11 protein-coding genes are annotated in these 12,584 nt (G+C 39.3%); all 11 read left to right on the top strand.

Translation table 11 applies throughout. The features are described from left to right. Positions 1–43: 43 nt before the first annotated feature. The 11 genes from ilvA to argH all read left to right on the top strand — a co-directional run bounded on the left by ilvA (position 44) and on the right by argH (position 12,484). Positions 44–1,309 (top strand): threonine ammonia-lyase IlvA, encoded by a 1,266-nt coding sequence (gene ilvA / locus Q0947_RS06550; RefSeq protein WP_299393921.1) that lies wholly within the window; start codon positions 44–46, stop codon positions 1,307–1,309. A 10-nt stretch (positions 1,310–1,319) separates the two neighbouring features. Beyond that, positions 1,320–2,897, top strand: a complete 1,578-nt coding sequence (locus Q0947_RS06545) for an NADP-dependent glyceraldehyde-3-phosphate dehydrogenase (RefSeq protein WP_299393916.1) — start codon at positions 1,320–1,322, stop codon at positions 2,895–2,897. A gap of 347 nt (positions 2,898–3,244) precedes the next feature. Continuing rightward, positions 3,245–3,862, top strand: coding sequence for a GNAT family N-acetyltransferase (locus Q0947_RS06540; protein ID WP_299393911.1), 618 nt, complete (start codon positions 3,245–3,247; stop codon positions 3,860–3,862). Further along, entirely contained in the window at positions 3,859–5,049 is a 1,191-nt protein-coding gene (locus Q0947_RS06535) for an argininosuccinate synthase domain-containing protein (protein ID WP_299393906.1), read from the top strand. Before Q0947_RS06540 ends, Q0947_RS06535 begins: the two co-directional genes overlap by 4 nt. Beyond that, entirely contained in the window at positions 5,046–6,023 is a 978-nt protein-coding gene (gene argC / locus Q0947_RS06530) for an N-acetyl-gamma-glutamyl-phosphate reductase (RefSeq protein WP_299393901.1), read from the top strand. Before Q0947_RS06535 ends, argC begins: the two co-directional genes overlap by 4 nt. Before the next feature lie 145 nt (positions 6,024–6,168). Further along, a complete protein-coding gene (gene proC / locus Q0947_RS06525) occupies positions 6,169–6,969 on the top strand; it encodes a pyrroline-5-carboxylate reductase (RefSeq protein ID WP_299393898.1) in 801 nt (266 codons plus the stop codon). Further along, complete coding sequence (locus Q0947_RS06520) at positions 6,966–8,111, top strand: aminotransferase class III-fold pyridoxal phosphate-dependent enzyme (RefSeq protein ID WP_299393895.1); 1,146 nt, start codon at positions 6,966–6,968, stop codon at positions 8,109–8,111. The genes proC and Q0947_RS06520 overlap by 4 nt, the downstream gene beginning before the upstream one ends. Positions 8,112–8,178: 67 nt before the next feature. Then, positions 8,179–9,114 (top strand): N-acetylornithine carbamoyltransferase, encoded by a 936-nt coding sequence (locus Q0947_RS06515; protein ID WP_299393891.1) that lies wholly within the window; start codon positions 8,179–8,181, stop codon positions 9,112–9,114. Between the two features lie 98 nt (positions 9,115–9,212). Then, on the top strand, positions 9,213–9,989 hold the full coding sequence (gene argB / locus Q0947_RS06510) for an acetylglutamate kinase (protein WP_299393887.1): 777 nt from the start codon (positions 9,213–9,215) through the stop codon (positions 9,987–9,989). Next, on the top strand, positions 9,986–11,047 hold the full coding sequence (locus Q0947_RS06505) for a M20 family metallo-hydrolase (protein WP_299393883.1): 1,062 nt from the start codon (positions 9,986–9,988) through the stop codon (positions 11,045–11,047). The genes argB and Q0947_RS06505 overlap by 4 nt, the downstream gene beginning before the upstream one ends. Before the next feature lie 159 nt (positions 11,048–11,206). Beyond that, positions 11,207–12,484, top strand: coding sequence for an argininosuccinate lyase (gene argH / locus Q0947_RS06500; protein ID WP_299393879.1), 1,278 nt, complete (start codon positions 11,207–11,209; stop codon positions 12,482–12,484). Positions 12,485–12,584: the final 100 nt, after the last annotated feature.

The raw sequence follows: 12,584 nt of genomic DNA, 5'->3' as shown, positions 1-12,584 counted from the left end.
TATAATTAAGGCAGGAAGCAATTCCTGCCTCTAAATGAGTGTGATGAACGTTGAAACTAAAATATATTACCCAAGTTTGGCCGCTGTTGAAGCTGCGGCCAAAAAACTTCAAGACGTCGCTGAGGTTACGCCACTAATGCAAAACCATCGTTATTCAAAACAATTTGAAGCGAATATTAATTTCAAACGTGAGGATTTGCAGCAAGTACGCTCCTATAAAATTAGAGGTGCTTACAATAAAATGTCATCCTTGAGCCCACTTCAAATTGAGAATGGTATTGTTTGCGCTAGTGCGGGAAATCATGCACAAGGCGTTGCTTTATCCTGTAAATTATTAAAAATAAAAGGCACCATTTTCATGCCTTCGCCTACACCACAACAAAAAGTGGATCAAGTTGCTATGTTTGGTGAAGATTTTATTGAAGTGGTATTGATTGGCGATACTTTTGATGATGCCAGCAAAGCCGCAAAAGAAGAATGTGAACGTTTAAACAAAACCTTTATTCACCCTTTTAATGATGAAAAAGTCATTGAAGGTCAAGCCACGGTAGGTTTGGAAATCATTGACCAGGCACAGCATCCAATTCATTATGTATTTGTTCCTATAGGTGGTGGCGGACTCTCTGCCGGGCTATGTTCTGTATTTAAGCAGTTGTCTCCAAACACCAAGATAATTGGTGTGGAGCCAAAAGGCGCGCCTTCAATGTCCACTTCATTGGCCAACAAACGCAATACCGAATTGAAAGATATTGAGAATTTTGTGGATGGTGCTGCGGTGAAACGTGTGGGCGATTTAAATTTTGCCATTTGTCAACAACATCTGCATGATATGATTACAGTTGATGAAGGTAAAGTTTGCGAAACCATTTTGGATCTCTATAATAAAGATGCAATCGTCGTAGAACCTGCCGGGGCGCTAAGTATTGCTGCTTTAGATCAATATGCTGAACAAATTAAAGGCAAAAACGTTATTTGTATTATCAGCGGCAGTAATAATGACATTACCAGAACTGCTGAAATTAAAGAGCGTGCCCTTTTATATGCGAATTTGAAGCATTATTTCATCATCAAATTCCCACAGCGTGCGGGGGCATTACGTGAGTTTGTGGTCGATATCTTAGGCCCTACTGATGATATCACCTATTTTGAATATACCAAGAAAACCAATCGTGAAAACGGTGCTGCCGTGGTTGGATTGGAATTAAAATCTTCAGATGATTTAGAGCCGTTAATTACAAAAATGAAACTCCGTAATTTCTATGGGGATTACCTCAATGACAAACCCGATTTATTTCAATTTTTAGTTTAAATACAACCTTATGAACATTCCAGAACAGTATCAAATAAAATCATTAATCCACCAAAACAGCTATTTGGTTGATGGCGAATTAAGGCCCTGGTCTGGAGAAACTTCAGAGGTGTATTCTACAATATCATCAACGCCTAACTATGCTCCAACCTTATTGGGCACCATTCCTACTTTAGGAGAAAAAGAAGCTTTGGAAGCCATGGATGCCGCGGTTAACGCCTATAATAAAGGTCAAGGTTTATGGCCTACGATGAAGGTGAAAGACCGTATTGCCTGCATGGAAAAGTTTGTGACCCAAATGAAAACCAAGCGTGATGCCGTCGTGAAATTGTTGATGTGGGAAATTGGAAAATCCCTACCAGATTCAGAAAAGGAATTTGATAGAACCGTAGATTACATCTACGATACGATTGAAGAATACAAACAATTGGATAGAGATAACGCCAAGTTTGAAAAGAATGATGGTGTGTATGCCCATATCCGTAGAGGTCCTTTGGGTGTGGTATTGTGTTTAGGGCCTTACAATTATCCTCTAAACGAAACCTTTGCGCTATTGATTCCAGCATTAATCATGGGTAACACCGCCATTTTTAAACCTGCAAAGTTTGGAGTTTTATTGATATCCCCTTTGTTGGAAGCGTTTCAAAGCAGCTTCCCAAAAGGTGTGGTTAATATTATTTACGGTCGCGGCCGAACGGTTGCTACCCCAATCATGCAATCCGGAAAGGTTGATGTATTAGCGCTTATTGGCAATAGCAAATCGGCCAATGCCTTGCAAAACGAACATCCAAAAAGTAACCGACTCCGTTTGGTGTTAGGTTTGGAAGCGAAAAACCCTGCGATTGTTCTAAAAGATGCCGATTTAGATTTGGCTATTGACGAATGTATTGCTGGTACGACATCTTTTAACGGACAACGTTGTACAGCGCTGAAAATAGTTTACGTGCATGAAGACATCGTAGACGAATTTAACAAGCGTTTTGCCGCCAGAGTCGATGCTTTAAAATTTGGAAATCCGTGGGAATCTGGAGTGAAATTAACACCCTTACCTGAACCTGATAAACCGCAATACATACAAGAATTAATTGATGATGCGCTTGCTAAAGGTGCCGCCATATTAAATGAAAAAGGCGGAGAAATCACGGAAAATTACATTTTCCCTGCAGTGCTATATCCTGTAAATAAAGACATGCGTGTGTTTCAGGAAGAACAATTCGGACCTGTCATTCCGGTGCTGTCCTTTATAGATATTGACGAACCATTAGATGATATGGCTGAATCCAATTACGGACAGCAAGTGAGCTTATTTGGTAGTGACATTAAAACCTTGGCGCCGCTAATTGATACGTTGGTAAACTTGGTGTGTAGAGTTAATTTAAATAGTTCCTGCCAACGCGGACCTGACGTATATCCATTTACAGGACGAAAAGATTCTGCTGTGGCAACCTTAAGTGTCCATGATGCCTTGCGTTCATTTTCTATCAGAACTTTTGTGGCTTCCAAAGACAATGCCTACAACAATGCCATTTTAAATAACCTATTAGATAGTAAAGCTTCAAATTTTGTAAGCACAGATTACATACTTTAAAAAAAGTTAAAATTAAATTGAGTTGTAAAATAAAATGTTACTTTTGACCCATGTTTATAATGAAAAATAAAATACGTCCATCTAGTCCCGCAGCCATGTTGCGCAGACGCTGTGCATTCTAACCTAAAGAGAGTCGCTAACGTATATTTATTTTTTACACCTTGATCAAATCATCACACATATTTTCCTCCTCTAATACAGTTGTTTCAAATAACAATCGTGTCAGGACAAGTCATTTTCTGTTCCGCCGCCCTTAAGGGTGCGCTTTATTTTGGAACTTAGGTGAGTCCGGTTCCGTTTTTCCGACAACATATCTTTAATTTTTTTTAATCTAAATATCAAGAACAATGGACATTGTTATTGCTAATAAATCTCATGCAATTTATGCACAGATCATTTGCGACACCATTGCCGAATCCGCTAAAGTAAGAGGTACGGGTATTGCAAAACGAACCCCTGAGTACATCATTACAAAAATGGAAAACGGGAATGCCGTTATCGCATTAGATGGCGACACCTTCGCAGGCTTTTGTTATATTGAAGCGTGGAGCCACGGTAAATTTGTGGCTAATTCCGGATTAATTGTACATCCAGACTACAGGGAACAGGGCTTAGCCAAAAAAATAAAAGCGCGAGTTTTTCAACATTCACGTGAGAAATTCCCAGATTCCAAGGTATTCAGTATTACTACGGGATTGGCTGTTATGAAAATGAATAGTAAATTGGGCTATAAACCCGTCACGTTTTCAGAATTAACAGACGATCAAAGTTTCTGGAACGGCTGTCAAACTTGCAAAAACTATGACGTATTGCAACGTACAGAGCAGAAAATGTGCTTATGTACAGGGATGCTCTACGATCCGAAAGCAAAAGACAGCAACGAACCTCAACATATAAAAACCAAAACATTTCAAAGATTAAAGCAAATCAAACAGGCTTTATTTTTAAAAAAAGATAAATCATGAGCAAAAAATTAGTTTTAGCCTATAGCGGCGGATTGGATACTTCGTATTGTGCGGTACATTTAAGTAAGGATTTGGGCTATGAAGTTCACGCCGTAAGTGTGAATACAGGCGGATTTACATCTGAAGAAATTAGTACTATTGAATCCAATGCCTACAAAATGGGCGTTTCTACCTATAAAAATTTAGATGCAGTAGCCTCATATTACAATAAAGTGATCAAGTATTTGATCTATGGTAATGTGTTGAAAAATAACACCTATCCTTTATCAGTAAGTGCGGAACGTATTATTCAAGCCATTGAAATAGTTGAATACGCTAAAAGTATTGATGCGCAGTATATTGCTCACGGTAGTACTGGTGCAGGAAATGATCAGGTTCGTTTTGATATGATTTTCCAAACCTTGGCACCTCATATTGAAATCATCACGCCAATTAGAGATTTGAAATTATCAAGACAGGAGGAAATTGATTACCTGAAAAAAAATGGTGTGGACATGTCTTGGGAAAAAGCCAAATACTCAGTCAATAAAGGGCTTTGGGGAACAAGCGTTGGTGGTGAAGAAACCTTAACTTCAGAAAAATCATTACCAGAACACGCGTACCCATCACAATTGACCAAAGAAGGTGAAGAAAAAGTCACCTTAACTTTCAAAAACGGACAGTTTACAGCGCTAAATGGCAATTCTGATACGCCAGAAAAAAATATTGAAGCCTTAAATAAAATTGCCTCTGCGTACGCTATTGGGCGTGACATTCACGTTGGAGATACCATTGTAGGAATTAAAGGCCGTGTAGGTTTTGAAGCTGCAGCTGCATTGATCACAATTAAAGCGCACCATTTATTGGAAAAGCACACGCTTACCAAATGGCAGTTGCAACATAAGGAGTACCTGTCTAGCTTCTACGGCATGCATTTACACGAAGGTCAATATTTAGATCCTGTGATGCGCAACATTGAGGCGTTTTTGGAAAGCAGCCAGAAAAATGTATCCGGAGATGTTGTTGTGACCTTAAAACCGTATCATTTTATGTTAGATGGTATCAGTTCTGCTCACGATTTAATGAATGCGAAATTTGGAAGTTATGGCGAGCTCAACAAAGGATGGACCGCTGATGAAGCCAAAGGATTTATTAAAATCGTTGGGAATCAAAATAAAATTTATCACCAAGTAAATTCAGAATCATGATAGACGTTGGTATTATTGGTGGTGCAGGTTATACGGCGGGCGAATTGATCCGGTTGCTCCTAAACCATCCACAAACGAACCTTAATTTTATTTACAGCACCTCAAACGCTGGAAATAAAATTCACAAGGTGCATCAAGATTTAGTGGGCAGTACAGATTTAGAGTTCTCTAGCACCATTAATCCTGATGTTGACGTTTTATTTTTATGCTTAGGCCACAGTAATTCGAAAGCGTTTTTAGAGAGTCATACCTTTTCGTCTAAAACTAAAATCATCGATTTAAGCAATGATTTTAGACTGGAAGCTGATCGTGATTTTCAAGGCAATCATTTTGTTTACGGATTGCCAGAATTGCATAAAGAAGCCATCAAAAAAGCGAACTTTATTGCAAATCCAGGGTGTTTTGCAACGGCCATTCAATTGGCGCTTTTGCCTTTAGCCGCTTTTCAACTGTTAAAAAGTGATGTGCATGTTAACGCCGTTACAGGATCAACAGGCGCTGGCACGTCGCTGTCTGAAACGACGCATTTTACGTATCGCGATAATAATTTTTCTCATTATAAAGCGTTCACCCACCAACATTTGGGTGAAATCAATGAGCGCATCCTAGAGTTACAGAAAAAGTCTAAAGCTGAGGTGTTTTTTGTACCTAACCGAGGGAATTTTTCCAGAGGTATTTTTGCCACCGCCTACACCGATTTTGAAGGCAGTTTGGACGATGCAAAAACCTTGTATAAAACCTATTATCAAGATGCCGCTTTTACAGTAGTTTCAGATGAAGACATCCATTTAAAGCAAGTGGTCAACACTAATAAATGCATACTTCATTTGCACAAACACAACAACAAACTTTTGATAACGAGCATTATTGACAATTTGCTGAAAGGCGCTTCAGGTCAGGCCATTCAAAACATGAATTTGATGTTTGATTTTGAAGAAACTGAGGGATTGCGATTAAAGGCTAATTATTTTTAATCAATACAGAAGCCATTCAGGTTTGAGAATAAAAACTATAAAAACATTCGTGTATTCGTGGCAAAAAAACAAGAAATAACTCAAAGTTGAATTAATAAGATACCCGCCAGTTTATATTGAACGGCGTCGAAATACGGGCATAAATATGAAAATAGCAATCATCGGTACAGGAAATTTAGGCAAGTCCATCGCTAAAGGGCTAATCACCACCAATGCGATTACCACTTTATACCTGTCCAAAAGAAATACAGACAGCATCGCAGAATTTGAAGGTTATAAAAATGTTTTTATAACTTCAGATAATGGGGAAGCTGTTAAAAATTCTGACATTCTGATTTTAGCCGTTCAACCTGCACATTTAGAACATGTATTGCAGGATATCGCTGGACTCATTACTGAAAAACATGTCGTCATTTCTACAGTTACTGGATTTCTGATTCCTAAAATTGAAGAAATTATTGGCTCAGACCAATTTATCATCAGAGCGATGCCAAATACGGCAATTGCCGTTGGGAAATCGATGACCTGTATTTGTAGCAATGCATTGGGCGCCAAACGCATTAAGATAGCACAGGCAATATTTAACCGCTTAGGGCATTCTTTGGTAATACCTGAGTCTCAAATGCAAGCCGCAACAGTAATATGTGCTAGCGGGATTGCTTTTTGGATGCGATTGATTCGCGCCAGCACCCAAGCAGCCATTCAATTAGGATTCGATGCAAAAGAAGCTCAAGAATTGGCAATGTATACCAGTGAAGGTGCCGCGAATTTATTAATCGCCAACGGACATCATCCAGAAGAAGAAATTGACCGGGTCACAACACCTCAAGGTTGCACCATAGAAGGTTTGAATGAAATGGAACATAAAGGTTTGAGTTCTTCATTAATCCACGGCATGATTGCATCCTACAATAAAATAAGTAACATTAAAAAAGAACAACTATGAGTTTATTTAATGTCTATCCGCTTTTTGATATCACGCCAGTGCGTGCAAAAGACCTCGCGGTTTATGACGATAAAGGTGTGGAGTATTTAGATTTATACGGCGGCCATGCGGTGATTTCTATCGGACATTCCCACCCCACCTATGTATCAGCCATTTCTGATCAAGTAAAAAACTTGGGGTTTTATAGCAACGCGATTCAAAATCCGTTACAAGAATCTCTAGCGTCTGAACTTGAACGCATCTCCGGTTGTAAAGACTATCAGTTGTTTTTATGTAATTCGGGAGCTGAAGCCAATGAAAATGCGTTAAAACTAGCTTCCTTTCACACGGGAAAAAAGAATGTCGTGGCCTTTAAAAATTCGTTCCACGGACGTACCTCAGCGGCCGTTGCGGCTACCGATGACGCTAAAATTGTGGCGCCGTTAAACGCGCAACAACATGTGGACTTTGTAGCATTGGGCGACTTGGCAGCGGTTGAAAGTATTTTAAAAGAAGGAGAAACCTGTGCTGTGATTATCGAATGTATTCAAGGCGTGGGCGGTTTAGATGAAAGTACTCCGGAATTTTACATCGGCCTTGAAAAACTATGTAAAACGTGTAACGTCATGCTGATTGCTGATGAGGTACAGTCTGGTTTTGGAAGAACTGGCGATTTCTTCGCTTTTCAAAAATACGGTTGGACTCCAGATATTATTGCGATGGCAAAAGGAATGGGTAACGGCTTCCCAATTGGCGGAATTTTAATCCATCCGAACATTAAAGCGTCCTTTGGATTATTAGGGACCACTTTTGGAGGGAATCATTTAGCTTGTGCAGCCTCTTTAGCGGTTTTAGAAGTTTTAGAATCGGAAAAATTAATGGTAAATGCCGATGAAATGTCAGGTTATTTTATTCAGAAATCGCAGAATTTACCGCATTTAAAAACGGTAAAAGGCCGCGGATTGATGTTGGGTTTAGAATTTGATTTCTCGGTAGCAGAACTGCGTAAAAACCTCATCCATAAGCATAAGATATTTACCGGAAGTGCCAAAAACCCTAACTTAATCAGGATTCTTCCACCATTAACCATTCAGAAAGAACATATTGATTTGTTTTATGAAGCCTTACAACAGGAGTTATTATTAATGAATGGTGGACAGTAATTTCAAACCTCACAGGTTTTCAAAACCTGTGAGGTTTAAGAAAACATAATTGAAAAATAAATTTTTGATGAAAAAATACACCGAAATAAAAGATATTTCCAACCTATCAGAGACGATTAAGGAGGCGATTTTACTCAAAATGCAACCTTTAGAATTTTTAGAATTAGGAAAACATAAAACCTTAGTCATGTTGTTCTTCAACTCGAGTTTAAGAACCCGATTAAGTACTGAAAAAGCAGCACGTAACTTAGGAATGCATGTGAGTATTTTGAACGTTAACGACGCTTGGAATATTGAATTTGAAGATGGCAGCATTATGAATGCCGGAAGTTCAGAACACATCAAGGAGGCTGCGCAAGTCATTTCGCAGTATGCGGATATTATCGCGGTGCGCGCCTTCCCTAGCCTTACGGACAAAGAAAAGGACGCTTCAGAATTCATCCTTAACAGTTTTATGAAATACGCCACAGTGCCAATCGTTAATATGGAAAGTGCCACCGCACATCCGTTGCAAGCTTTGGCAGACGCTATAACTATTACCGAGCTTTCTGAGACCCGTAAACCTAAAGTGGTGTTGTCTTGGGCGCCACATCCAAAAGCGTTGCCTCAGGCTGTTGCAAATTCGTTTGTGGAAATGATGCAAACTATGGATGTAGATTTGACAATCACCCATCCAGAAGGTTATGAACTTGATGCCAACATCACCAAAAACACGCCAATTAATCACAATCAGGAAGACGCACTAAAAGATGCCGATTTTGTCTATGTGAAAAACTGGAGCAATTATAAAGATTATGGTAAGGTCTTAAACGAAGATCCGAAGTGGATGATGACCCAAGAAAAATTGGGCAACGCTAAGTTTATGCACTGCTTACCGGTAAGACGAAATGTGGTGGTAGAGGATGCGGTTTTGGATGGCGATCAATCTGTGGTCATCAATCAAGCCAATAATAGAACCTTTGCAGCGCAAGTAGTGTTGAAAAATATATTGGAGAATTTATAATCTATAGAGACCTTATAGGTTTCCAAAACCATAAGGTCTTAAACAAAAAAATACGTTCGGGAGTCATCTTGAGCGAAGTCGAAAGACACGGGCATGGCATGAAAACATTAAAAATCATAAAAATAGGCGGCAATATCATCGATAATGACGCGGCACTAGCTTCTTTTTTAGAGGCTTTTGCAGCTATTGAATCGCCAAAACTACTGATTCATGGCGGCGGAAAATTAGCAACCCAACTCGCCAATCAACTGGGTCTTGAAGTGAAGATGATTGACGGCCGACGCATTACCGATCAAGCCACATTAGACCTCATCACCATGGTATATGCGGGGAAAATCAACAAAAACATTGTGGCGCAATTGCAGTCTAAAAACTGTAATGCGATTGGGTTTTCGGGTGCAGATGGGAATACCATTCGTTCTAAAAAACGTCCTGTAAAAACTACGGATTTCGGCTTTGTGGGCGATGTTGAAAAAGTAAACACCAAAATTCTACAAGTGTTGTTAGACCATAAGGTAACACCGGTATTTTGTGCACTAACCCACGATAAAAAAGGCCAACTTTTAAATACAAATGCCGATACCATCGCCTCAGAATTGGCTATTGGTTTTGCGGACCAATATCAAACCGAATTGTACTATTGCTTTGAGAAAAACGGGGTCATGAGAGACATTACGGATGAATCTTCAGTCATAAAAGAAATAACGACACAAACCTATCAAGGGTTAATTGATGATAAAATCATCGTTGACGGCATGCTACCAAAATTGAATAATTGCATTCATGCGGTCGAAAAGAATGTTCATAAAGTGTGTATTGGCAAACCAGAAATGTTGTTTGACGCCACTGCAAATTTTACAACCATTACCAAATGATAGAAAAACTGACCACAGATGCCATTGCGCTGCTTAAAAAGTTAATCGAAACACCATCTTTCTCCTCTGAAGAAGATGAAACAGCTTTGCTGATTGAGCAATGGTTTGAGAAACGAGCTATTCCTTACACACGAACCAAAAACAACGTTTGGGCCACTAATAAGTATTTTGACGCTTCCAAACCGACCTTATTGCTCAATTCGCACCACGACACGGTAAAACCAAATACCGCATACACTAAAGATCCTTTTAAAGCGATTGTGGAAGATGGAAAACTGTTTGGGTTAGGTAGCAATGACGCTGGAGGCTGTTTGGTATCGCTAATAGCGACGTTCACCTATTTTTATGAGCGTCCCAACCTGAACTATAACTTAGTTCTTGTAGCATCTGCAGAAGAAGAAAGCAGCGGCCCTAATGGACTTAATAGCATGTTGGCGGTTATTCCTCATATTGATGTGGCTATTGTGGGCGAACCCACCTTAATGCAGCTAGCTATTGCTGAAAAAGGGCTGGTGGTGTTTGACGCCAAAGTGAAAGGCACGCCAAGTCATGCCGCGCATCTTAATGATGATAACGCCATTTATAATACGATTGAAGTTTTACAATGGTTTAGAAACTATAAATTTGATAAGGTTTCTGCTACTTTAGGAGAAGTTAAAATGACGGTTTCCCAAATTAATGCCGGGAAGCAACACAATGCCGTGCCTGCGGAAGTGGATTTGGTGGTTGATGTGCGGGTGAATGATTGCTATACTAATGCTGAAATTGTGGAAATTCTACAAAAAGAATCGCCGTGCAGTAGCATCATCCCTAGAAGTTTACGATTAAACTCGTCGTCCATTCCTGAAGATCATGCATTGGTAAAGGCTGGAATCGCTTTAGGAAGATCCACCTACGGCTCACCAACGCTTTCAGATCAGGCAACCTTAACTTGTCCGTCGTTAAAACTAGGCCCTGGCGATAGCACGAGATCACATTCTGCTGACGAATTTATTTATATTCGTGAGATTGAGGATGGGATTGGGTTGTATGTGAGGTTGTTGGAACAGATTTTATAAGTAGAATTAAGTATTGAGATGTTAGAATTAAGAAATTTTTGAGATCAAAGAACCAAGAATCAAGACTTGATATGGACTACAATTGAAGTCTTGGTTCAAAATGAAAATTAATTAATAAAAATGAAAGCGGGAAGCGATTCCTGCCTTCGCAGGACTATTATGAAACTCTGGGATAAAGGAATAAGTATTGACAAAAAAATAGAACAATTCACCGTTGGTAACGATAGGGAAATTGATTTACATATTGCTAAATATGATGTGCAGGCTTCTTTGGCGCACGCCAAAATGTTGCAGTCCATTGGCATATTATCTGAAGATGAATTGGTCCAATTGCAAGGTGGCTTAGAAACTTTAGCACAGCAAATTGAAGACGGCACGTTTACCATTGACGCGCAGTTTGAAGATGTGCATTCTAAAATCGAGTTTGAATTGACCAAAACATTAGGTGAAGTAGGTAAGAAAATCCATACGGCGCGTTCTCGAAATGATCAAGTTTTAGTAGCCTTACAGTTGTTCTACAAAGAAAATCTTGGAATTATTCACGAGAAAACTGAAGTGTTTTTCAACACCTTGTTGAACTTGGCCGAAACCCATAAAAAAGCGCTACTTCCTGGATATACGCATTTACAAGTGGCCATGCCTTCTTCCTTTGGTTTATGGTTTTCTGCCTATGCGGAATTGCTTGTGGACGACGTGTATTTACTCAATGCGGCCTTAAAAACAGTGGATCAAAATCCGTTAGGTTCTGCAGCGGGTTACGGCAGTTCTTTTGGTATTGACCGAGAATTGACCACTAAAGAAATGCAGTTCGCCACCTTGAAATATAATGTTGTGGCCGCTCAAATGGCGCGTGGAAAAAGTGAACGTACCATTGCGATGACTTTAGGAGGTTTGTGTAATACTATGGCGCGTTTTGCCATGGACATTTGCCTTTATATGAGCCAAAATTTTGGGTTTATTACCTTCCCGGATGAATTGACTACAGGAAGTAGTATTATGCCTCATAAAAAGAATCCTGATGTGTTTGAGTTGATTCGTGGAAAATGTAATAAAATTCAAGCTTTACAAACCGAGATGGTGTTGATTACCAATAACCTTCCGAGTGGCTACCACCGTGATTATCAATTGTTGAAAGAGAATATGATTCTTGCCATTAATGATGTCAAGGATATTTTGGATATTTTCAACTATGCCATTCAGCAAATTGAGGTCAAGGATATCGATTTAAATGATGCTAAATACCAGTATTTATTCACGGTAGATAATATCAACACCTTGGTAGAAGGTGGGATGAGTTTCCGTGAAGCGTATCAAATTATTGGCAAACAGGTACAGGAAGGTACTTATACGCCGGATACGTCTAAGGCACATTCGCATGTGGGCAGTATGGGGAATTTGTGTTTAGAGGAGATTAAAGCGAAGTTTCCAAAGCTGTAATATAGTTTTCGTTTTCAGACCCTTAAATTAAAAATTAAATCAACCTATAAACAACGAAAAGCATCCTTCACGGATGCTTTTCTACTGTGCTACTATTAAA

The organism is uncultured Gelidibacter sp., assembly GCF_947500795.1.
GTDB lineage: Bacteria > Bacteroidota > Bacteroidia > Flavobacteriales > Flavobacteriaceae > Gelidibacter.
The sequence above is the reverse complement of the archived record's forward strand: the minus strand, read 5'-3'. Positions and strand labels throughout refer to the sequence as shown.

Coding starts and splice junctions, on each gene's coding strand:
- ilvA (WP_299393921.1), top strand. CDS start 44: ATGAACGTTGAAACTAAAATATATTACCCAAGTTTGGCCGCTGTTGAA.
- Q0947_RS06545 (WP_299393916.1), top strand. CDS start 1,320: ATGAACATTCCAGAACAGTATCAAATAAAATCATTAATCCACCAAAAC.
- Q0947_RS06540 (WP_299393911.1), top strand. CDS start 3,245: ATGGACATTGTTATTGCTAATAAATCTCATGCAATTTATGCACAGATC.
- Q0947_RS06535 (WP_299393906.1), top strand. CDS start 3,859: ATGAGCAAAAAATTAGTTTTAGCCTATAGCGGCGGATTGGATACTTCG.
- argC (WP_299393901.1), top strand. CDS start 5,046: ATGATAGACGTTGGTATTATTGGTGGTGCAGGTTATACGGCGGGCGAA.
- proC (WP_299393898.1), top strand. CDS start 6,169: ATGAAAATAGCAATCATCGGTACAGGAAATTTAGGCAAGTCCATCGCT.
- Q0947_RS06520 (WP_299393895.1), top strand. CDS start 6,966: ATGAGTTTATTTAATGTCTATCCGCTTTTTGATATCACGCCAGTGCGT.
- Q0947_RS06515 (WP_299393891.1), top strand. CDS start 8,179: ATGAAAAAATACACCGAAATAAAAGATATTTCCAACCTATCAGAGACG.
- argB (WP_299393887.1), top strand. CDS start 9,213: ATGAAAACATTAAAAATCATAAAAATAGGCGGCAATATCATCGATAAT.
- Q0947_RS06505 (WP_299393883.1), top strand. CDS start 9,986: ATGATAGAAAAACTGACCACAGATGCCATTGCGCTGCTTAAAAAGTTA.
- argH (WP_299393879.1), top strand. CDS start 11,207: ATGAAACTCTGGGATAAAGGAATAAGTATTGACAAAAAAATAGAACAA.